We start from the raw sequence: 21,550 nt of genomic DNA on the forward strand, positions 1-21,550 counted from the left end.
GCATGGAGAGGTCCTGCCGAGGGGTATTCTGGAAGCTGAACATCACCTGGAAGAGGGGGTGACGGCTCAAGTCGCGCGGCGGCTGCAGCTCCTCCACCAGCTTCTCGAAGGGCAGCTCCTGGTGCGCGTACGCCGCCATGCAGACGGCCTTCGCCCGCCGCAAGAGCTCGCGGAAGGTGGGGTTGCCGTCCAGGTCATTGCGCAGCACCAGCGTGTTGACGAAGAAGCCGATGAGGGCCTCCACCTCGGGCACGCCGCGGCCGGCAATGGGCGAGCCGACGGTGATGTCCGTCTGCCCCGAGTGCCGGTGCATCAGCGTCTGGAAGGCACTCAGCAGCGTCATGAAGAGGGTGGCGCCCTCCTGCTGACTGACCTGCTTCAGCGCCCGCGTCAGCGCCACCGGCAGGGTGACGAACTGGCGCGAGCCCCGGTACGTCTGCTCCGGCGGGCGCGGCCGGTCGGTGGGCAGCTCCAGCGGCGAGGGCAGCGTGCGCAGGTGCTGCTTCCAGAAGTCCAGCTCCGTGCGCAGCCTTTCGCCCTGCATGCGCTCGCGCTGCCACTCGGCGAAGTCCGAGTACTGAATCGCCAGCTCCGGCAGCTCCGCGGCCTGGCCGGTGACTTCCGCCGCGTAGAGCGCCATCAGCTCGCGCACGAAGACGCCCAAGGACCACCGGTCGGTCACCAGGTGGTGCATGGTGACGAGCGCCACGTGGTTGTCCGGCCCCAGCCGCAGCACCTTGCCGCGGAGCAGCGGCCCGCGTGCCAAATCGAAGAGGCGCTGGGACTCCTCGCTGGTGCGCGTTTCCACCTCGGCGTCCTGCGCCTCCTTGGGCAGGTGCGAGAGGTCCTCCACCGGCACGTGCAGCGTCAGCTCCGGCAGCACCACCTGCACGGGCATGCCGTCGTCGCGCGCGGCGAAGACGGTGCGCAGCGACTCATGCCGGCGCACCACGCCATTCACGCACCGCTCCAGCAGCGCGATGTCCAGCACGCCGGTGAACTGCACCGTGATGTGCACGTTGTAGGCGAACGCCCGCCCACCCTCGAGCTGGTCCACCACCCACAGCCGCTGCTGAGGGAAGGACGCCGGCGCAGGGCCCGGGCCCTGTCGCTTCGGGATGGTGCGCTCGACGTCCTTGGTGGAAGCCTCCTGCAGCTGCCCCTTCTTCTCCTTGAGCAGCAGCTCGTAGAGCGCGCGCTGCTTCGGGGTCAGCTTGTCGAGGTTCTTCTTGCCGCTGCTCATACGAACTCCAGCAGCCCCGGCGCGGGTCGGAAGACCCGGGGGCATGAAACCGCCTGCTCCGCATGTCGGCAGGGATTCGAGGTGGTGGACTGCATCCGGTGGTTCACTCTCCCGCCGGAGCACCGCACGTGCAGGCAGCGCCCGCTCCGTCGGTCGCTCTCGATGCGAGCGGAAAGGGGGCGGGCAGAAAGACGGATTCCAAAGGTGACGGACACAGGAGAGAAATCCTCTGAGAAGTGCGAGCGCGCGGAGGACCGCGCAGCTGCTCGAGCGGGGGACGCGACGACGTCACTTCAGGCCAGGGGCGGCACCCTCTCGGCTTGCACCTTCGGGCGGGGACTTCGCCGACGGTGGAGCAGGGCCGCCTGCCTGGGGCACTCCGGTATCAGCCTGATCGCGCGCACACGTTCCGCTTCCGCCTCCCGCGACTTCCCAACTCACGGCCTGCCCGAGCGAGTTCACTTTTGACCATTGAGTGCGCGGTCCCTCGCGACCCACATCCGCGGATCCTTACATCCCAGCGCAAACTGGCTAACACGCCGGGCTGTCGCATGTCGATGGATGCGGAAATCTCCCGGCTGACGGGATTCCGTCGGTCAGAAGGAGCCGATGTCGGATACGACTCGGGGCACAGAAACCCGCACGGAGGAGACTCGGAGGTGAGGAGATGTCCCACCCGTCCGCTCCTCGCGGAGTTGCGGCCAGGAGGCGCCGCGGCCCTCAGCGACCGAAGACGCGGTTGAAGAGCCACAGCAGGGCGGAGCCGGTGGCATCGCCCGTGGCGGTGGTTGCAATCGCGGCGGTGTAGCCGGAGTGGTGCGGCGTGGAGAACTCGGCGCTGGGCTCGGCCCGGGACAGCTCGTCTGAGAAGGGCACCGAGCCCTCGGGGGCGCAGCTCCCGCAGTAGAGCCGCTCCTCGAAGACGAAGCCGTACTTCGGCTTGACGTTGCGCTTGCAGGCGGCGCACCCCGGCCTCGTGCCGAGCCGCAGCCTGGGCCGCACATCCAGGGGCTCGTTGCGGTGCGCCTCCGCGGCCTGCTGGAGCTGCTGCAGCTCACCCGGGTCCAGCGCCACGCCCGCACAGTCGGAGCACACCTCCACGGTGACGCCGAGCGCCTCCACCACGGGAAGCGGCGCATGGCCGCAGCGGGGACACGTGGGGGCCGACGTTCCGCAGTCAGGGCAGCTCGGTACGTACTGGAGCTTCGCGTGGCAGCCCTTGCAGACGCCGGGATGGCCCTTCGCACGCCGCACCAGCGCATCCGAGATGGAGCCGCCCATCACCTTCGCCAGCGCTTCGCCCTCGAACCAGACGGAGCCGCAGCCGCCGCACTCCTCTCGCGGCAGGCCGCCCAGGAACGTGGACCGCATCGTCGTCTGGCAGAAGGGACACGCGCTCATGCGCGCGAGATTACCGAAATTCGCGGCCGCCCGACGTCCAGCGGCGCCCCGGACCTCAGCCGTCCAGCGCGTCGGAGACGAGCAGGGGCTGGAGCCGCGTCAACACGGCGGGCGGCGCCTCCACGAAGGCCAGCCCCACCTCGTAGCGGGCGACGGCTCCCCGGGGAAGCTTCGTCGTCCACACCACGCGCGCGATGCACTCCAGCGAGCTGCCATCCGCGAGGAACAGCTCCAGCTCCAGCAGGCTGCCCTCCGCGTGAGGCTCGTCGGAGTAGATGCGAGCGCCGCCCCGGCTCACGTCCAGGACCTGCTGCTTCGCACCGAAGTACAGCCGCGCCGGCCGCGAGTACAGCGGAGCCTTGAGGCGCGGAAAGGAACGACGGTCACTCTGCGCGTGTGCGGTGGACATGGACGGAAATGATGACTGGACCCCTTCCGTGCCGACTCGTTTCTGAGAACCCGATAGTTGGATTCGTGACTCAGGAACGGCGGGTGATGCCCGGTCGACACTGCTCCTGCCCTGTGGGGCCAGCCCGGCGATGGATGCGGAGGGCCCGGACGTCAGCCGCCGTGACAGGGGCCGACTTCGCGCAGCTCGACGGTGGCCCACTCGGCGGCGGGACATTCCCGGGCGATGGCGAGCGCCTGCTCCCGGCTCTCACAGCTCAGGAGGAAGAAGCCTCCGACAATCTCCTTGGCTTCGGTGAAGGGGCCGTCGCTGACGACGGGCTTGCCGCCGCGGGCCTCGATCCGCACGCCCCTGGCATCGGGCCCGAGCGAGTCGCTGGCCTTGCAGATGCCACGCGCCTTCAGGTCTTCGTTGAAGCGGTTCATCCGCTCCATGAGCCCATACCCGACGTCCACCGACCGAGCCCTTCGCTCCGCGGCATTCTCGATGACCAGCAGCATGTAATCCATCACGCCTCTCCCTTCGTGGGTCACCCTATCTCATGGGTTGCCAGCTCTTTCCAGAGACAGGCGGGGAGTGGTCGGAGGTGGAAATGCCGGGTCGCGACCCGGCCCGCGTTCCACGCAGACGCAGCGGCGTTCCAGGCAGACGCGTGCTCCGGTTGCGTCCCGGGAGAACGTCGCAGGGAAGCGTGAGCCCGAGCGGCGGTCCGCGACGTGCATTCCAGGTGCGTCGGGTACGACCCTGACACCGGAGCGCACATGATCCGCATCTTCCACCAGAACATGCTCGATTACGGCGGAAGGACCCCCGTCCGCAACGCGACCTTCACCGCCGCGCTGGGGGCCATCAATGGCATCACCGGCGCGAACTACTGGGCGGCGGGCTTCACCGAGGTGCTGTACGCGGGCGCGGCCACGCAGGCCAATCTGCCGCTCATCGCCCAGGCGCTGGACGCCGGCCTGACCCGGATGCACGTCATCGAGGTGGGAACCACCTTGCTGGGCCGCCAGGAGTTCATCGCCATCGCCTGGGACGACTTCTCGTTCCCTGTCGCGCACGTCGGCCGCGTGCTTTGGGACCCGATGAATCGCTCCTGGGCACCCCACAACGCGGCACCCGGAGCCGCCGCCACCCAGGTCCTTCCTCTCCCCACCGGGGTCGCGATGGGCGCGGACACCCGCGGTCTCGCCTACATCGCGGGCGCGAGCGCCACCACTGGCAGGCGCTACGTCATCGCGTTCATGCACAACATGTACAACCTGGGGAACAAGACCGCGGCGTTCGAGAGCCTCAACGTCATGGCCACCCGGGCCCGGAACGCCATCGGCGGCAACTACACGGACGCCACGGTCGTCATCGGCGGTGACTTCAACCTCGAGCCGCGCACGCGGAAGCGGCCGCGAGGCTCCGACGAGTTCTTCCATGCCCGTGCCACCGTCGCGGCCAACGGCAGCTACGTCAACACGACCAACGTCCATCCCTACGACTTCTGGGTGGTGAGTGACGCCGCCATCACCGACGCCAGCACGCAGGTGTTCGTCCAGACGCGGGTGGCCCATGGCTCGGACCATGCCGGAATCACCGTGACGTTCTGAGCCCCCACCGCGCATCCGAGGAGCCATCCCATGCGAGTCCTGGACGTCACTTCCTTCCTGCCACTGAGCGGCACCACCGTCACCCTCGATGCCCATTCCGCCGCCGGCGACGTGCTGGGTGACCAGCTCACCCGGCTGACGGACGGGGTCTCCATCGTCATCCAGAACGCCACGCGGCAGGTCGGCGACGGCATCGTCACCGTCACCGGCACCGCCAGCCTGTTGCAGATGGCGGACCTGCCGGTGACGGTCACCGCCGAGGCAGGCCCCGAGGGCCCCGTGGTGACGGCGCGCTTCACGCTGATTGCCGGCACGCCAGGTCCCAATGCCTGGCGCTTCAGCAACAGCTTTCCCTCGCTGCCGCCCCTGCACGCGGGCGTCAGCCTGACCAAGCCGGCGCCGGGCGTGGCGCAGGCCCCCGCGCCGCACCTGCTGGATTCGCTCGCGCTGTCGGACGCGGCCTTCGTGCTGACGACCGCCGCACAGGGCAGGGACCCGGTGACGGGGGCTCCCCTGCGGGCGGGGTTCAACTTCGTGTCCCACTGCAAGCCGAGCGGCGTGCTCGGCCTGCTGGGCACCGTCATCAGCGGTGGTGGGACGCAGGTGCTGTATGGCCCCATCCTGGTGCCGAAGCCGGGCGAGGTGACGCTGCCGCCTCCGGCGACGCCCTCCATCAAGTTCCCCTGGCAGCTGGCCCAGCTCGTTCCCGGCATCCACCTGTCCGCGGACCTCGGGGTGGACGCGTCCCTGGGCGAAGCGCTGCGGTTCCATGACGTGGGCCTGCGCATCTACTGTCCCGTCACCCAGGCCTGGGCGGATGCGAACCACCGCTACCCGCAGCGCTGCGCCGCCGCCGCGAAGCTGGAGGTGCCCAGCGCGGGCCTGTCGCTGGACCTGACGGCGGCCGGCCTCGGCTCGCTCACCAGCCTGATGCTCTTCGGGCAGTTCGACGGCGTCCGCTTCGGCAAGCTGGAGCAGCTGCTCGACCTGGCGGGTGGCGGAGACCTGGCCGCGCAGCTTCCCGACGACGTGCAGCAGGGGCTCGGGGCGCTGAGCGCGCTGTCCCTGGAGGCCGTCACCGTGGGGCTGGGACAGGGCCTGCGCGTGCAGAGCGTGGGGCTCACCATCGGCATGTCCGAGCTGGAGACGAAGGTGCTCCCGGGGCTGGAGCTGCAGCGGCTGTTCGCCAGCTTCAGCATCGTCCAGCCCTTCGGCCCGCAGCGGAACCTCGCCGTCACCCTGGGCGGCGGCGCGCAGCTCTTCGACGTGCCCTTCGAGGCGACGCTCGACCTGCCCGAGGTCGCCGCCACGGCCCGCCTGACGCAGGGCGCGACGCTTCCGCTGGCCCGGCTGACCGAGCACCTGGGCCTGCCCGGCGTGCCGGACCTGAAGGTGGACTCGCTGCAGGTGGGCATGAGCAAGGCGGGTGATTTCTCCATCGCCGCCGCCATGGCACAGACGCCGTCGTGGTCGCTGGACCTGGGGCCCGTGCCGCTGACCGTGTCGGACGTGCGGCTGACCGCGGGCAGGGCGGCGGGAGGCACGTCCACCGGCAGCTTCAGCGGCGCCATCGCGCTGGGCGATGACCTGCGGCTGGACTGCGCATGGCAGACGCCGGGGGACTTCGTCGTCCGCGCGGAGCTGCCGGATGTCCGGCTCATGGAGCTGGTGGGCAAGCTGGCCAACCAGGACGTGTCGCTGCCCGGGGACTTCGACCTGGAGCTGACCGACGGCAGCGTGCTCATCCAACACGCGGGCTCCAACCTCGTCTTCCGCTATGCGACGACGATGGAGCACGTGGGGACGCTGGCCTTCGAGGCCCGGCGCGTGAGCAACAAGTGGGGCTTCGCGGCCGGCATCGACCTGTCTGCGCTGCGGCTGTCCGCGCTGCCGGGACTGGGCGGGCTGAAGCCCTTCGAGGACCTGTTCCGGATGGACCAGCTCATGGTCGTGGTGTCCTCGTTCGAGGACCCGGGCTTCCAGCTCCCGAGCCTGGCCGCCTTCAACAGCCCCATCCTCCGCACGGGGAACCTGAAGCTGCCGTCCCAGGCGGGCGGCGTCATCGCCGGGCTCAACGCCTACGCGCGGTGGACGATTGATACGTCGTCGCGGGAGCAGGAGTTGCTGCGCAAGCTGCTGGGCCTGGACCCCAGCCTGGGTATCACCCTGCAGGTGGGGAAGCAGCCGACGAAGGACAGCCGGCTCTACGTCAGCTACGACACGCGCATCCAGGGCCATCCCTTCCGCTGCATGGTGGGCGGGCAGATGAAGGACGGGCAGGTGGGCCTGTTCCTCACGGGCGCGCTGGAGACGCGCATCCAGGGGCGGACGGTCCTCTTCGACGTGACGACGCTGTTCGTCGCCAACGGCGCCTTCCTGTCGGGCTCCATGGTGGGCTCGGTCGAGTTCGCGGGCCTCACCCTGTCCAACGTGGCGCTCGTGGTGGGCGTGAGCTGGGAGGCGCTGCCGAGCCTGGGCATCGCGGCGACGCTGGCGGTGGACCGCTTCAACTCCTCGCTGGCCATCTTCTTCGACAGCACGGACCCGACGCGCAGCATGCTGGCGGGCTCGCTGAGCGACTTGTCGCTCAGGGACGTCGTGGACACGCTCGCCGGCAAGGTGCTGCCGTCAGAGGTGGACGCGGTGCTGCCCCAGGTGGAGCTGGTGGGGACGCAGGACTTCACCGTGGGCGCGGAGCTGGCCACGGCCCTGGACAACCTGCAGGTGGCCGAGGTCTCCGCCGCCTTCGCCGCGCAGGGCATCACCCTGCCGGCCGCCGTCTCGCAGGTGCTGCTGGTGGCGAGCAGGCCGGGGAAGCAGTGGTTCATCACCGACATGGCGCGCATGGTGCACTACTCGCTGGAGAAGGTGTCCGGCGGCATCCGCGTCCGGCTGAGCCCGCAGTTCTACTTCGCGCCCAACAACACGGCCATCGGCGCCCTGCGCTTCGAGCAGGGGATGTTCCTCAACGCGGGGCTGAAGGTGCTGGGCCTCGAGGCGATGGCGAAGGTGCTGGTGAAGCCCACCCAGGGCATCGTGGTGGACGGGCGGATGGACCGCATCGTCATCGGGAACGAGAAGCTCTTCTGCCTCGAGTCCACGGACGGGAAGGGCGGCCCCCGCATCTCCGCGGCGACGTTCAACCAGCCGGAGGTGGCGGATGCGGCGATGAAGGGGCCGCACTTCCTCATCGATGCGAGCATGACGCTGCTGGGGATGACGCGGAGCGCGTACGTCAGCGTCGGCAGCAAGGGCTTCGCCTTCGACATCAGCGGCATCCTGACGCCGGGCTCCACGTACTCTCTGCGGGGCCAGTTCAAGGGCCTGACGCAGCTGAGCGCTGGCGGCTCGCTGCACATTGGCATCGGCACGGTGGACCTGGGGCCGCTCGGCAAGGTCCATGTCGATACGGGGGTGCAGGGCCAGCTCGATGCGGGCGTGGATGGCTCGAAGCTGTGGGCGAAGTTCCGCGGTGAGTTCGGGTTCCTGGGGCGTCAGTGGAAGCTTCAGGAGGTGGACCTGGACGTGAAGACCGCGTCCCTGCCCGAGCTGCCGAAGCAGGTCCTCTCGCTGGTGGAGCGCGAGCTGCGGGACTTGAGCAAGGACGCGAAGCAGTGGATCCGGCTCGTGTACGGCGGGGCCATCCAGGGCGTCACGGACGTGGCCGGGGTCCTCAAGACGTCCTTCGGGCTGGCCATCGCGGAGACCGCGGCCCTGATGCATGCAGCAGGCTATGCGGCCGACGCGGTCAGCCGTGGCCTCAAGAGCGCCTACGGCGCGACGGACGACCAGGTCGCGAAGGTGCTCAAGCTGGCGGGGTATGCGGCGAGCGACGTGGGCAATGCCCTGAAGTCGGTCTACGGCGTCACGGCGGACCAGGCGGCGAAGATGCTGCGGGGTGCGGGCTACACGGTGAACGACGTGGGCAATGCCTTGAAGTCGGTCTACGGCGCCACGGCGGACGAGGCAGCGAAGCTGCTCAAGGAGGCGGGCTTCGCGGCGAGCGCCGTGGGGAGCGCCCTGAAGGCGGCCTACGGCGCTACGTCGCAAACGGTGGGTGCCGCGCTGAAGGCGGCTGGCTACGGCGTCAACGAGGTCAGCAAGGCGCTGAAGGACGCGTACAAGCTCGGGCCGGATGCTCTGAAGAAGGCGATGAAGGGCATCGGCTACTCCTCCAGCCAGATCAAGAGCGCCTTCAAGAGCCTCGGCGGCGCGTTCGAGGACTTCGGGAAGGAGCTTGGCGACAAGCTCGACCCGACGAAGTGGTGAGTCCGGGGCGGCCCCGCGGGAGCCACCGAGGCGGTGGCTCCCGGGGACCGACGTCCATCGGGCCACTTCGACTCCTACGAACGAGCCCGGGGCGCGAAGTCCTGGGAGGAAGCGTAGGGCTCCTCAGGGCTGGGGCTGCGGAAGCACGCGGACGGCGGTGATGTCGGAGACGAAGGGCCTGTCACCGCTCACGACATTGCCCTGGATGCGCAGCGCCACCTGATTGGCGTCGGCGGTCCCCTGCAGGGTCGTACCGTTGGCGATGGCGTTCGGCCACACGATGACGATGCCCGGCGCGAGCTCTCGCGGCGTATTGAGGAAGTTCAGGGTCAACGCCTCGGTCGCATGGTTGTTGGTGAGCGTTCCGGAAAGCGCGGTGCCATTGAGGGTGAAGGTCCAGTACTGGAACAGGAACTCCTGCCCGTCCGTCGGATCGAAGAAGCCGACCGCGGACTGAAGGCTCAGCGCGCCTTCCGAGCTGGCATCCGTGGGTGGGTTGGGAAGGATGGCGAGGTTGAAGGGATTGCCTTCCACCAGGCCTCCTGCCTGCGCGGGCGGCCGGACCACGATCACCACCTGCTTGACGTAGGTGACCTGGCCGAGCAGGTTGCCGAATGGATCGAGGAAGCCGACGATCGTCGTGGCACTCCCGACGAACTGCTCGCCCCCCGTCTGCTGGGCCTCCAGCGGCGCCGACGATTCCTGCCGGGCGGACTCTCCACCGCACCCCAGCCCCAGGAAGAGGCCAAGGCTCCACACGAGCGCCAGGCCCGCCTTCTGGCTCGCGTTTCTCGACAGTCCCATGAACGCCCCCCATCACCCGAACAGCGCTGAGCCGAAGCTCTGAACCCGGGCGGGAGGCTGCATCTGGGCGCGGGTCTCAGCCCCTGTTCACCGAGCCGAAGTGTCGGAAGTCCCAGAGGGCTGCCTGCCACTACCCCGCGCGTCGCCGCCGCTCGCGCTTGCGGCTCGGCTCGGGCGGCGGCGGCTTGGGCGTGTCGCGCAGCTCCTCCGGCACGGGCAGCGACAGGGATGGCCGCGTCGCCGGGACGGGCGTGCCGTCCACGGGCAGTCCTTCCGCGGGCAACTCGGGCGGGAGCGCGGGCAGGCGGATGACGAAGGACGAGCCCTCGCCCACCTTGCTCAGCACGGAGATGCCGCCACCGTGGTTCTTCACGATGCGCTGGCAGATGGCGAGCCCCAGCCCCGTGCCCTTCTGCTTCGTCGTGAAGAACGGCACGAAGATGTGGGTGTGCTGGTCCGCCGGAATGCCCGGCCCCGTGTCGGAGACGACCACCTCCACGAACTCACCGCCCGCGTTGCGGATCTCCCCGAACCGCTCCGGCTTGTCCGTGCGGACGGTGATCCGCCCCTCGCGCGTCCCCAGCGCCTGCACCGCGTTCTGCACCAGGTTGATGAGCACCTGCTTGAGCTGCTCCGCGTCGCCGTCCACCCGGGGCAGCTGCAGGTCCAGCTCCACCGCCAGCGAGATGTTCGAGGGCACGTCGTTCTGGATGAGGCGCATGGTGCGCGTCACCACCTCGTTCAGGTCCGTGGGCCCGAAGCTCTGCTTCAGCGGTCGCGCGTAGTCGAGGAACGCCGTCACCACGCCGTTGAGCCGGTTGACCTCCTCGACGATGACGTCCAGGAACTCGCCGTCCTCACCCCCCAGCCGCTTCGGGTCCAGGCACTGCGCCGCGCCCTTGATGGCCCCCAGCGGGTTGCGAATCTCGTGCGCGAGGCCCGCCGCCATCTCACCCAGCGCCGCCAGCCGGTCCCGCTCGCGGATCTTCTCGTACAGCTTCGAGTTCTCCAGCACCGTCGCCAGCCGCTCGGCGACCTCGAGGATGAGGGCGATCTCGTCGGACGCGTACGCCTCCGGCACCCGCTCGTCCCACAGGTTGAGGAAGCCGATGACCCGGTCATTGCCCATCAGCGGCACGGTGATGCCGGCCTTCACCTGCACCAGCGCCGCCCGCGTGTCGTTCAGGCGCTTGAGCTCGTCGCGGTAGCGCTTTCCCTCCACCGCCTGCAGCCGCATGGTGGCGATGCGCCGCTCCACGTTCTCCCGCAGCATCGCCTTCTGCCCGCTGGCCGCCGCGAACAGCAGGCCGCGCGCCGCCGCCGTGTCCAGGAACGCCACCGGCGGTGGGCCCCGCGAGTCCAGCAGCCGGTACCCCGGCCGGTCCTCCGCCAGGAGGTACACCGACGCGTGCGTCACGCGCCCCGTCTCGTGGAGCGTGTCCAGCACCAGCCGGGCCAGCTCCGAAATCTCGATGACGTTCGCCATGCGCGCCCGCAGCGAGCCCAGCGAGTCGAGCAGCGCGAAGCGCTCGCGGAAGAAGATGCGCACCACCATCTCGTCCACCTTGGCCCGCAGCGGGTCCAGGAGGATGAGGATGACGAACGCCGCCACCGCCGTGTTGAAGACGAACAGCCCCGTGTCCTCGTCCACCCACGCGGTGAGCACCGTGAAGACGGCCGCGAGGATGACGGCCAGCACCGACTGCGAGGCAATCTTCCCCAAGAGCTCGTGCAGGTCCATCAGCCGCAGCCGCAAGAGCGTCTGCGCGAGGAAGAACAGGTACAGCGTGGAGAAGACCGGCCCCAGCGTGGGGAAGGGGATGTCGAAGCGCCCCAGGAAGTCGAGCGCCGAGAAGAGGATGGCCGCCCCGGCGCCGATGGCCAGGTACGCCAGCCGGAGCTGCTCGATGCGCGACTCCGTCGTGCGAACTCGGTGGACCAGCAACGAACCGGAGGTCAGCAGGGCCCCCAGCACCCACACGCCCATGGACACCCGGGCCCAGACCTTGTCGGCCAGGGGGGTGAGGGCCACGCCCAGCCCCAGCACGGCGGACAGCACGGCGAGCCGCCGGCCGACCAGATGTGTTCCCTTGCTGACGCCCAGGAACTCCAGGAAGAAGGCCACCGCGGCGCCTGGTACCAGGGAGGCCAGCAGGACGGTCGCTCCCAGGGCGATGCGCGACGGCCAGGGGTAGGTCTCCGCCGGGAAGATGCTGTGGAAGAACAGCGAGAGGTAGTACCCGGCGACTGTCAGGGCGAAGACGGAGTAGAGCGTCAGCACCCGGGGGCGGCCGGGGCGCAGCAACATGGACACGCCGAGCGCGAGCCCGATGATGGAAGCCAGCAGAGCGCTCTGTGTTCGGATGTCCATGTGCAGGCGGACAGTCTAACCTGTGTCCACGTTCGGAAATTTTCCATGCACTCCCGGTTGTCCTCGGGCGAGCCCGCGCGCATCTCCCAGGGTTCAAGCCCCCGCGTATGAAGCCCAATCTCTCCAAGCTCGCCGTCCTCGCCTCCGCGCTGCTCGTGTCCGCGCAGGCTCCCGCCCCCCAGGCGCCCCCGTCCGAGTCGCCCGTGTCGGAGGCCTCGGAGGCCCCGGCCCAGCGCCCCGACAGCGCTCCGTCGGAGGCCCAGCTCTCTCCACCTCCGGACTCGGAGAAGGCCCCGCTGCCCCAGGGCTACGTGGAGGTGCTCAACCCCGCCTTCCCCAACGCCGAGCCGCCCGCCCCGGTGGTGCACCGCGGGCGCCGCTATGCCCTGGAGGACCTGGCTCCCTACTTCGCCGAGGGCAAGAAGAAGGAGGCCCGGGAGGCGTTCGACAAGGGGCAGTACACCCGCGCCCGCACCCTGCTGAAGGACGAGGGTGACAGCGCCCCGGTGCGCTACCTGCGCGCCCTGGCCGCCGTGCGTGCCGGCGAGGACGAGGCCGCCGCGGCCGAGTTCGCCGCGCTGGCGCCGGACTACCCCGCGCTGAAGGACCGCTGCCTCACCCACGGCGGCGTGGCGCTGGAGGGGCTGCGCCGCTTCGACGAGGCCGCCGCGCTGCTGTCCCAGGTGTCACCCGAGTCCCGGCTGTACGTGGACGCCCGGCTGGCCCTGTCGCGCGTGCTGCGCAAGAAGAAGGACGCGGCGGGGGCCATGGCCGCGCTGGAGCCGCTCACCTCGCGCGCCGCCCCCAGCTGGGGCCGCAACGTGGGCGCCGAGGCGCTGATGGCCATCGCCGACATCGCCGCGGAGAAGAAGGACAAGGCCGCCGAGCGCGCGGCGCTGTGGCGCCTGTGGGCCGCCCACCCGCTGTCCCCGCTGGCGAAGCAGGCCGAGAAGCGCCTCAAGGGGCTGACGCCGCCCCAGGACGCGAAGGTGGGTCGGGGCGAGGCCCTGGTGGAGCTGCACCGCAACAAGCAGGGCCTGGAGGTGCTGGAGCCGCTGATGGGGCAGCTGCAGCTGCCGGACCCGCTCGCCTGCCGCGCGCACTTCGTCTACGGCAAGGGGCAGCGCAAGGAGCGCCAGCACACGCGCGCCATCCAGGTGCTGACGCCGGTGGTGGAGAAGTGCCAGGACCGGGACTTGCTCGCGCGGGCGCTGTACGTGCTGGGCTCGTCGCGCTCCATCGTGGACCAGGCGCGCGGCACGGAGACGTACGAGCGGCTGGCGCGCGAGTTCCCGGACCACTCCTTCGCGGACGACGGCCTCTTCTACGCCGCGGACCTCTACGTGAAGACGGGCCGTCCCCAGGAGGCGATGGCGAAGCTGGACGAGCTGGCGCGCCGCTACCCGCAGGGGGACTTCCTGGGCGAGGCGCTCTTCAAGGCGTACTGGATTGCGCGCAGCACGGGCGCCGAGGACTCCGGCCTGTCGTTCCTGGACCGCATCGAGGCGCAGTTCGCCACGGCGGACGAGAGCTACGACGTGGAGCGCGCGCGCTACTGGCGGGCGCGGACGCTGCAGGAGAAGGGCAACATCCAGGGCGCGGCGGAGCTGTTCGAGAGGCTCGCGGTGGAGCACCCGGCCACGTACTACGGGCTGATGGCGCGCTCGCAGCTGGCCACGGTGGACCCGCCGAGGCTGGAGCGCATCTCCCCGGAGATCTTCAAGGTGCCCGAGGCCGCCAGCCCGTGGCCGCTGTTCGCCGGCCCCATGGGCGAGGACCCGCACTTCCGCGCGGGCGTGGAGCTGTACCGCCTGGGCTTCACGGAGGCGGTGGCGTCCGAGCTGCTCGCGGTGAACCGGTCCAACCAGCCCGCGGAGTCCATCCGCCTGCTGGTGCTGGTGCTGCACGAGGCGGGCGACGAGCGCTCCGCCCACGCGGTGGCGCGGCTGGCGCTGCGCAAGGACCTGAGCGGGAAGATCACCCCGCAGACGCGGGTGGTGTGGGAGGTGGCGTACCCCAACGCCTTCCGCGACCTCATCGAGAAGCACACCGCGGACGCGGGCGTGGAGCCGGACCTGCTCCAGGCGCTGATGCGCGAGGAGAGCGCGCTGGACCCCAAGGCCCTGTCCTGGGCGGGCGCGCTGGGGCTCACCCAGCTGATGCCCTCCACCGCGAAGAGCGTGGCGCGCGACCTGAAGCTCAAGAAGTTCAGCGTGGACAGCCTGCTCCAGCCGGACCTGAACATCCGCCTGGGCGCGCACTACCTCGGCGGGCTGCTCAAGCGGTTCAACGGGCACACGCCGTATGCGGTGGGCAGCTACAACGCCGGCCCGGGCGCGGTGAACCGGTGGCGCGCGGACCGGCCGGAGCTGCCGCTGGACGCGTGGGTGGAGGAGATCCCCATCTCCGAGACGCGCGGCTACATCAAGCGCGTGCTCCGCTCCTTCAATACGTACCAGCTCCTCTACGGGCGGGCGCCCAAGCTGCCCGTCCTCAAGACGGCTGCCGCGAAGTAGGGGACTGGCCCCCTCAAATGGGGGAATTGGAACGGAATGGGGTGCCCTGACCCCGTGTTATGTCAGCGTCCTGACAAAAAAGGGCACCTGGGATGGTGTAACCCCCTATGCAACCGCGTGGAAACGTGTCACACGGCAGGGGCCAAACCTTCACACGGCGTGGCATCCAGCTCAATTCATGAGGCTGGAAGAGAAAGAAGAAGAGAAGAGTAATGGCGACTGGTACCGTGAAGTGGTTCAACGACGCGAAGGGCTTTGGGTTCATCACGCAGGACGGCGGGGGCGAGGACCTCTTCTGCCACCACACTGCGATCCAGACCCAGGGCTTCCGCTCCCTGCAGGAAGGCCAGAAGGTGGAGTTCGATGTGGCCCGCGGCCCCAAGGGGCTCCAGGCTCAGAACGTTCGCCCGGTCTGATGACCCGCTGAGCGCGCACGACGCGTCTCGGCACGAAGGCTCAGTCTCCCTCGGGAGGCTGGGCCTTTTCCTTTTCTTGACGCTCCCGTCCCCGGACGGTGACTTGGCGCTCGCCCGGCGGGTCCCCTAGACTCCGGGTGTGGGCGCGGCGTCGAACGACACGGATGGGGGAAAGAACGCGCTGCTGCGCGCGCTGCCCTCCATCGAGCAGCTGCTGCGCCGCCCCTCGCTGGAGCCGCTGCTGGCCGGTGTGCCCCGGGCCCGGGCCGTGGCCGCGCTCCGGCTGGCCGTCGAGCGGGTGAGGGCCCGGCTCCTTCGTGGCGAGGCGCGGCCTTTCGAGGACGCCGACGTGGGCCAGGCGCTGGCCTCGCTGGCGACGCCGAACCTGCGGCCGGTGCACAACGCCACGGGCGTGGTGCTGCACACCAACCTGGGGCGTGCGCCGCTGGCCCCGGAGGCGGTGGCCCGCGTGGCGGCGGTGGCTCGGGGCTACTCCAACCTCGAGTACGACCTGGACGAGGGCGAGCGGGGCAGCCGCTACGCGCCCCTCGTCGGCCTGCTGCGCACGCTCACCGGCGCGGAGGACGCGCTCGTCGTCAACAACTGCGCGGGCGCGGCGCTGCTCGTGCTGGCGGCGCTCGCGGCGGGCCGCGAGGGCGTGGTGTCGCGGGGCGAGCTGGTGGAGATTGGCGGCGGCTTCCGGGTGCCGGACGTGATGCGTCAGTCCGGTGCGAAGCTGGTGGAGGTGGGCACCACCAACCGCACGCGCCTGGCGGACTATGCCGCCGCGGTGGGCCCGGACACGGGCCTGCTGGTGAAGGTGCACCGCTCCAACTTCGCGCTGGTCGGCTTCACCGAAGAGGTGGACATCGCCGAGCTGGCGAAGCTGGGCCGCGCGCGTGGGGTGCCGGTGTTCCAGGACCTGGGCTCGGGCGCGCTGGTGCCGCTGGAAGGGGAGGGGCTGTCGAAGGAGCCCACGGTGCCGCAGTCGGTGGCGGCGGGGGCGGATGTCATCGCCTTCTCGGGCGACAAGCTGTTGGGAGGTCCGCAGGCGGGAATCGTGGTGGGGCGCGCGGAGCTGCTGGCGCGCATCAAGGCCCACCCGCTCACGCGCGCGCTGCGCGTGGACAAGATGACGGTGGCCGCGCTGGAGGCCACCCTGGAGCTGTACCGGGACGGCAGGCCAGAGGCCGTGCCCACGTACAGGCTGCTCACCCAGCGACCCGACGAGCTGAGAGCCCGGGCCGTACGCCTCCAGGGGCTGCTTGCCGAGCGGGGCGTGAGTGCCCGGGTGGAGGGCGTGGTGGGACAGGTGGGAGGGGGCGCCATGCCGCTGAGCCGGTTGCCTTCCTCCGCATGCATCCTCACCCTACGGGGGCCGGAAACATTCCTCGACCGCCTGCGAAATGGGGACGAGCCGGTTATTGGCAGGCTGTCGGATGGCGAGGGGGTCCTCGACGTCCGCTGTCTCTCTGAGGAGGAGCTCAAGGTCGTCGCGGCTGCCGTCGCGGCCGCCATTCCAGGGAACCCGCCATGATCGACAGCGCCGTCCTCGTCCTCAACCGGTACTACCAACCGGTGCATGTGACCTCGGTGAAGCGGGCTTTCTCGCTGCTGTACCAGGGCGTGGCCAAGGCCATCGACGCGCAGTACCGCCTGTACGAGTTCGACGACTGGGCGGCCCTGAGCGCCACCCAGGACTGCATCACCACCATCAACCGCACCATCCGTGTGCCGCGCGTCCTCGTCCTCAGCGCGTATGACCACCTGCCCCGCGGTCGGGTGCGCTTCTCACGGCTGAACATCTACGCGCGCGACAACGACACCTGCCAGTACTGCGGGAAGAACCTGGCCCGCAGCGACCTGAACCTGGACCATGTGATGCCGCGCTCGCAGGGAGGGAAGACGACCTGGGAGAACGTCGTCTGCTCCTGTGTCCCCTGCAACCTGAAGAAGGGCGGACGCACACCGGAGCAGGCAGACATGAAGCTGCTCAAGAAGCCCGTCCGTCCCCGCTGGACGCCCCTGTTCCGTGGCGCGACGCGCAAGGTGACGTACCGGGAGTGGTTGCCCTTCCTGCACCTGGCGGATGCCTCGTACTGGAACGTCGAACTTCTGGACGAGTAGTGGAAGCGCCGCCTGCTGGCGGATGACTCCGTGACGAAGTGCGTGGCCGGTGCCGGGGTGGGCCGGGTCCATTCGTCACGCGCTCGACCTCCGCAGCGCGTTTGCCCGGCACGCTCCACCGCTCCCCGCGCGGACTGCGCCGTCCCGGGAGGGGAGTCTCCAGATGAAGGCGAACCGCTGGCTGGTCCTGATGGGCCTGGCCCTGGCCTTGTCCGTTTCAGGGTGTGACGACGACGACGTGCCTCCCGTGAACCCACCGGGGGATGACGCCGGTGTCGGCAACGACGCGGGCTCGGACTCGGGGACGGAGCTGCCGGACGGCGGGCCGGGCTCGCAGTGCCTGGACGTGGGGGCGGGCTGTAGCCGGGACACGGGCGCCGCGTGCTGTACGGGCATCTGCTCGGAGCAGGGGACGTGTCCCGAGCCGGGCGAGCAGTGCACGCCGGCCGGCGAGGCCTGCGCCAGCGGCATCGAGTGCTGCACGCAGAGCTGCCTCGGGGGGACGTGCTCCACCCAGCAGTGCCTGGACGTGGGCGGCACCTGCGCCAGCGCGGAGGAGTGCTGCACGAAGCTCTGCGGTGGCGACGGCAAGTGCGCGGCGCTGCCCGCGGGAACCTCGTCCTGCAAGGTGCCGGGCCAGGCCTGCGGCGTGGATGGCGACTGCTGCTCCACCAACTGCCAGGGCGGCATCTGCAAGCCGGCGTACTCGTGCCAGGCCAATGACGACATCTGCCTGAAGAACGAGGACTGCTGCGGCGGGTCCTGCTCGCAGAACGGCACCGGCACGCCGGGTCGCTGCCTCGCAGTGGGCGGCGCGGGCGGTGGCAACTGCGTGCAGGACGGCAACCCGTGCTCGGGCGCCAGCACCTGCTGCTCGCGCACCTGCGTGGACCTGGGCTTCGGCGCGACGGTGTGCCAGCCGGTGAGCGGCTGCCGGCCCACGGGCAACTATTGCACCTCCGACGGCGTGTGCTGCGGCGGGGAGAAGGTCTCCAACGCGGTGGACTGCCGGGAGAACCGCTGCGACAAGCCCAATGGCTGCAACCCCGTGGGCAACATCTGCGGCTCCGGCAGCCTGCCCGACGGCGGCATCATCGACGTCAACGCGCGCGAGGCCTGCTGTGACGGCCAGAAGGCCGTCTGCAAGGTGGACTCGTCCGGCGTGCCGCGCTGCTTCGGTGGCTGCCCCGGCGGCCAGTGCCCCACCGGGTGCTCCACCGGCTACACCGGTGAGGAGGGCTGCTGCATCGCCCAGGGCAGCACGTGCCAGTTCAGCGACCAGTGCTGCAACGGGAACCGCTGCCTGCCCGGGGGGGACGCTGGCTTCACCTGCCAGCCGGCCCCCACGTGTGATCCAGTGGGCGCGGAGTGCAACCCGGACAGCTCGGAGTGCTGCGCCGGTACGTCGTGCAAGGCCGTGGGAGAGCTGACCTGGGCCTGCCGTCCGAACACCACCCCGGGCGGTGGCTCCGACGGTGGCACTCCCGGTCCGGATGCGGGGACGGTCGATGGCGGCCCGGTGTGCGAGCCCAACGGTGAGACCTGCGCGAGCGGTGCCGCGTGCTGCTCGGGCATCTGCACCGGCGGGACATGCCAGGCGCCGCAGGCCTGCCAGCCCCAGGGCACCACGTGCACCTCGGCGGCGGACTGCTGCTCGGGCCTGGGCTGCCGCATCCCGGGTGGGAGCACTTCGGGCCTCTGCGAGGCGGGGGCTACCTGCTCCGCGGCCGGGCAGGCGTGCGCACCCAACAGCCCCTGCTGCTTCGGCCTCCAGTGCGAGACGGGGACGGGCGGCGCGTGCGACGGAACCCAGCCCTGCGCCTGCACGGTGATCATCAGGTGAACACCAACTGACGGTCACAGACTGGCGGGGAGTCGACTCGGGCAGTAGGACGGGCTTTGATGGGAGCCCGATTGAAGTCCGTGTCCCTGCCCACCATGTCTGAAACCTCGCGAGCGCCCCGGCTCGAAGTCCGCGTCATAGGCCCCACCGAGCCGGGCCCGGTGGCCTCCGGACCGCCGGGGCTCTCCCGTCGTCCACGCCCACGGCGCATCATCGCCGTGGGCGGAGGCAAGGGCGGCATCGGCAAGTCCATGGTGTCCGCCAACCTGGGTGTCGCGCTCGCGCAGGCAGGCCTCAACGTGCTGCTGGTGGACGCGGACCTGGGCGGTGCGAACCTGCACACGTGCTTGGGCGTGGGTCAGCCCACGGCGACGCTGTCCGACTTCCTGCGGCGCAACAAGGCGCAGCTCGAGGACGTCATCGTCCCCACGGGCGTGCCCCGGCTGTCGCTGATCGCCGGCGCGCAGGACGCGCTGGACGCCGCCAACCTCAAGTACGCGCAGAAGCAGAAGCTGCTGAAGACGCTGATGGGGGCGTCCGCGGACTACCTCATCATCGACCTGGGCGCCGGCACCAGCTTCAACACCATCGACTTCTTCATCATGGCCGACCACGGCCTGCTGGTGGTGCTGCCCGAGCCCACGTCGGTGGAGAACGCCTACCGCTTCGCGAAGGCGGCCTTCTTCCGGCGGCTCCAGCAGGTGGAGGCGCAGTACGGCATCCAGGACGTGGTGGAGGACGCGCTCACCACCCGTGAGGGCTCGCTGCGCACGCTGCACGACGTGCTGGCCCAGGCACGACGCAAGGACCCCGCGAGCGCGGAGCGGCTCGAGCGCGAGCTGGCCGCGTTCCGCATCCGGCTCATCGTGAACCAGGCCCGGACGGACGCGGACCTCAACGTGGGCACCGCCGTGGCGGCCGCGTGGAAGAAGTTCTTCGGCATCGAGATGGACGACCTGGGTGCCATCCGGTACGACGACGAGGCCTGGCGTGCGGTGCGCAAGCGCCGGCCCGTCCTCATCGAGCGCCCCGACTCTCCGGCCGCCACCGCCATCCAGCGCATCGCGGCCCGCCTCCTTGCCCTCGACGGCACCACCGACTCCTCTTCTTCGCCATGAAGCCCTTCGAGCAGCAGACCTATTACGAGCTCCTGGAGGTTCCCGTCTCCGCGCCGGTGGACGACATCCGCGCGGCCTACTCGCGGCTGATGGAGCTGTACTCGCCGGACTCCATCGCCGTGTACGCGCTGGTGGACCCGGAGCAGGTGGACACGCTCCGCGCCCGGATGACCGAGGCGATGGAGATCCTCACCGACGCGGACCTCCGCGCCGAATACGACAAGGATCTGGGGCTGCCCGCCGTGCGGATGGCGGAGGCCGTCGCCGCCGGTGGGAGGCCCTCGTCCGAGGCCAGGGCGGGTGCGGGCGCGGTGGCCCGGGCCGCCGAGGCGCTCGCCAGCACGGCGGTGGAGGTCCGCGCGGAGGCCCCGGCACGGGACGCGGCGGTGGCTTCCACCCAGACGCCCGCTTCCGAGGCGCCCGCGCCGGCACAGGAAGGGCAGGTCGACTTCCGCTCCAGGTTCTTCCGCGGCTTCTCCTTCGCGTACGTGTCCAGCTCGCTGGAGGTCTCGCCGCTCGTCGGCAGCGCGGTGGACGTGTCCTCCCCCGCGCGGGCTCCGACTGCATCCCCGGCGAGCCCTGTCGTCGAGGCCGTGGCCGCGGCTCCGAGTCCCGTGACGCCTGTGCCAGAGGCCGCGGCTCCAGCCCCGGCTCCGCTCCCGACGAGCCCTGTCGTCGAGGCCGTGGCCGCGGCTCCGAGTCCCGTGACGCCTGTGCCAGAGGCCGCGGCTCCGGCCCCGACTCCGCTCCCGGTGGCCCCTGTCGCCGAGGCTGCGAGTCCGGCCCCGGCGGCCGCGAGCGCTCCGCCCGCCGCTCCAAAGCCGGATGCGCCCGCCGCCGTGCCGGCCCGCCCGGAGAGCACCCCCAGCACTCCGTCCCTGGCGGGCCCGCCGCCGCTGCCGGGCACCCGCGCGGCCGTCCTCCGGGCCACGGCCGAGGCCCGGGCCGCGGCACGGGCCACCGCTCCAGACTCACAGGCGCCGCGTCCGGCCTCCGGTCGGCAGCTCGGCGACGCGCAGATCCTCTCCCAGGACTCGGCCATCGCCACCGCTGAGTCGGCCCTGGCGCAGGTGGCGGCCCGGGTGCGCGAGCCGCGTCCCCGCACCCCGGACATCCCCTCGGACGCCGAGTTCAACGGCGAACTGCTGCGCCGCGTCCGTGAGGCCCGGGGCTTCTCCCTCCAGCAGGTCGCCGACCGCACCCGCATCACTCGCAGTCACCTGGAGAACGTGGAGGCGGACCGCTACTCCGCCCTCCCACCCCCCGTGTATCTGCGCGGCATCCTGATGAACCTGGCCCGCGAGCTGGGGCTGGACCCCCTCCGGGTCTCCAGGAGCTATCTGGCCCTGGCTTCTGAGAAGTCGGGGAAGAAGTGACTTCGTCCAGGGGACGGCTTGATGGAGGAGGGGTGCGAGGAAAGTTGACTCCCCCCTGG

At 70.4% G+C, this 21,550-nt stretch carries 15 protein-coding genes; 9 read left to right on the forward strand and 6 right to left on the reverse strand.

Going from position 1 to position 21,550, the window contains the following annotated elements; genetic code table 11:
* From LXT23_RS44635 to LXT23_RS44650, 4 genes are all read right to left on the reverse strand, one after another.
* A partial coding sequence (locus LXT23_RS44635; RefSeq protein WP_253986630.1) for a condensation domain-containing protein occupies positions 1-1,243 on the reverse strand: 1,243 nt, incomplete at its 3' end.
* Between the two features lie 720 nt (positions 1,244-1,963).
* Entirely contained in the window at positions 1,964-2,644 is a 681-nt protein-coding gene (locus tag LXT23_RS44640; protein WP_253986631.1) for a TFIIB-type zinc ribbon-containing protein, read from the reverse strand.
* A 55-nt stretch (positions 2,645-2,699) separates the two neighbouring features.
* The gene (locus tag LXT23_RS44645) at positions 2,700-3,053 is read right to left on the reverse strand and encodes a PilZ domain-containing protein (protein ID WP_253986632.1); all 354 of its coding nucleotides are present in this window, start codon (positions 3,051-3,053) and stop codon (positions 2,700-2,702) included.
* A gap of 152 nt (positions 3,054-3,205) precedes the next feature.
* On the reverse strand, positions 3,206-3,562 hold the full coding sequence (locus LXT23_RS44650) for a YciI family protein (protein WP_253986633.1): 357 nt from the start codon (positions 3,560-3,562) through the stop codon (positions 3,206-3,208).
* Between the two features lie 252 nt (positions 3,563-3,814).
* On the opposite strand from LXT23_RS44650, the gene LXT23_RS44655 reads away from it, so the two are divergent.
* Together LXT23_RS44655 and LXT23_RS44660 are read left to right on the forward strand one after the other, a co-directional pair.
* Positions 3,815-4,651 carry an exonuclease/endonuclease/phosphatase family protein gene (locus LXT23_RS44655; protein ID WP_253986634.1) on the forward strand — a complete coding sequence of 279 codons (837 nt, stop codon included), beginning with the start codon at positions 3,815-3,817 and terminating at the stop codon, positions 4,649-4,651.
* Positions 4,652-4,681: 30 nt separating this feature from the next.
* Entirely contained in the window at positions 4,682-8,920 is a 4,239-nt protein-coding gene (locus LXT23_RS44660) for a hypothetical protein (RefSeq protein ID WP_253986635.1), read from the forward strand.
* Between the two features lie 123 nt (positions 8,921-9,043).
* Here the strand turns inward: LXT23_RS44660 and LXT23_RS44665 are convergent, their stop codons facing one another.
* Together LXT23_RS44665 and LXT23_RS44670 are read right to left on the reverse strand one after the other, a co-directional pair.
* Positions 9,044-9,724: a hypothetical protein gene (locus tag LXT23_RS44665; RefSeq protein ID WP_253986636.1), complete on the reverse strand. Its 681-nt coding sequence runs from the start codon at positions 9,722-9,724 to the stop codon at positions 9,044-9,046.
* A gap of 130 nt (positions 9,725-9,854) precedes the next feature.
* Complete coding sequence (locus tag LXT23_RS44670) at positions 9,855-12,095, reverse strand: ATP-binding protein (protein WP_253986637.1); 2,241 nt, start codon at positions 12,093-12,095, stop codon at positions 9,855-9,857.
* Between the two features lie 107 nt (positions 12,096-12,202).
* Here LXT23_RS44670 and LXT23_RS44675 point away from each other — a divergent pair, with 107 nt between their 5' ends.
* From LXT23_RS44675 to LXT23_RS44705, 7 genes are all read left to right on the forward strand, one after another.
* A complete protein-coding gene (locus LXT23_RS44675; RefSeq protein ID WP_253986638.1) occupies positions 12,203-14,611 on the forward strand; it encodes a transglycosylase SLT domain-containing protein in 2,409 nt (802 codons plus the stop codon).
* 212 nt (positions 14,612-14,823) lie between these two features.
* Complete coding sequence (locus tag LXT23_RS44680; RefSeq protein WP_002613852.1) at positions 14,824-15,027, forward strand: cold-shock protein; 204 nt, start codon at positions 14,824-14,826, stop codon at positions 15,025-15,027.
* Positions 15,028-15,166: 139 nt separating this feature from the next.
* On the forward strand, positions 15,167-16,564 hold the full coding sequence (selA, locus tag LXT23_RS44685; protein WP_253986639.1) for an L-seryl-tRNA(Sec) selenium transferase: 1,398 nt from the start codon (positions 15,167-15,169) through the stop codon (positions 16,562-16,564).
* Positions 16,561-17,154, forward strand: a complete 594-nt coding sequence (locus LXT23_RS44690) for an HNH endonuclease (protein WP_253986640.1) — start codon at positions 16,561-16,563, stop codon at positions 17,152-17,154. Before selA ends, LXT23_RS44690 begins: the two co-directional genes overlap by 4 nt.
* Before the next feature lie 163 nt (positions 17,155-17,317).
* A complete protein-coding gene (locus LXT23_RS44695) occupies positions 17,318-18,997 on the forward strand; it encodes a hypothetical protein (protein ID WP_253986641.1) in 1,680 nt (559 codons plus the stop codon).
* 161 nt (positions 18,998-19,158) lie between these two features.
* Positions 19,159-20,115, forward strand: coding sequence for a P-loop NTPase (locus LXT23_RS44700; RefSeq protein ID WP_253986735.1), 957 nt, complete (start codon positions 19,159-19,161; stop codon positions 20,113-20,115).
* Positions 20,112-21,491, forward strand: a complete 1,380-nt coding sequence (locus LXT23_RS44705; protein ID WP_253986642.1) for a helix-turn-helix domain-containing protein — start codon at positions 20,112-20,114, stop codon at positions 21,489-21,491. The genes LXT23_RS44700 and LXT23_RS44705 overlap by 4 nt, the downstream gene beginning before the upstream one ends.
* Positions 21,492-21,550: the final 59 nt, after the last annotated feature.

This window comes from Pyxidicoccus xibeiensis, from assembly GCF_024198175.1.
Lineage (GTDB): Bacteria > Myxococcota > Myxococcia > Myxococcales > Myxococcaceae > Myxococcus > Myxococcus xibeiensis.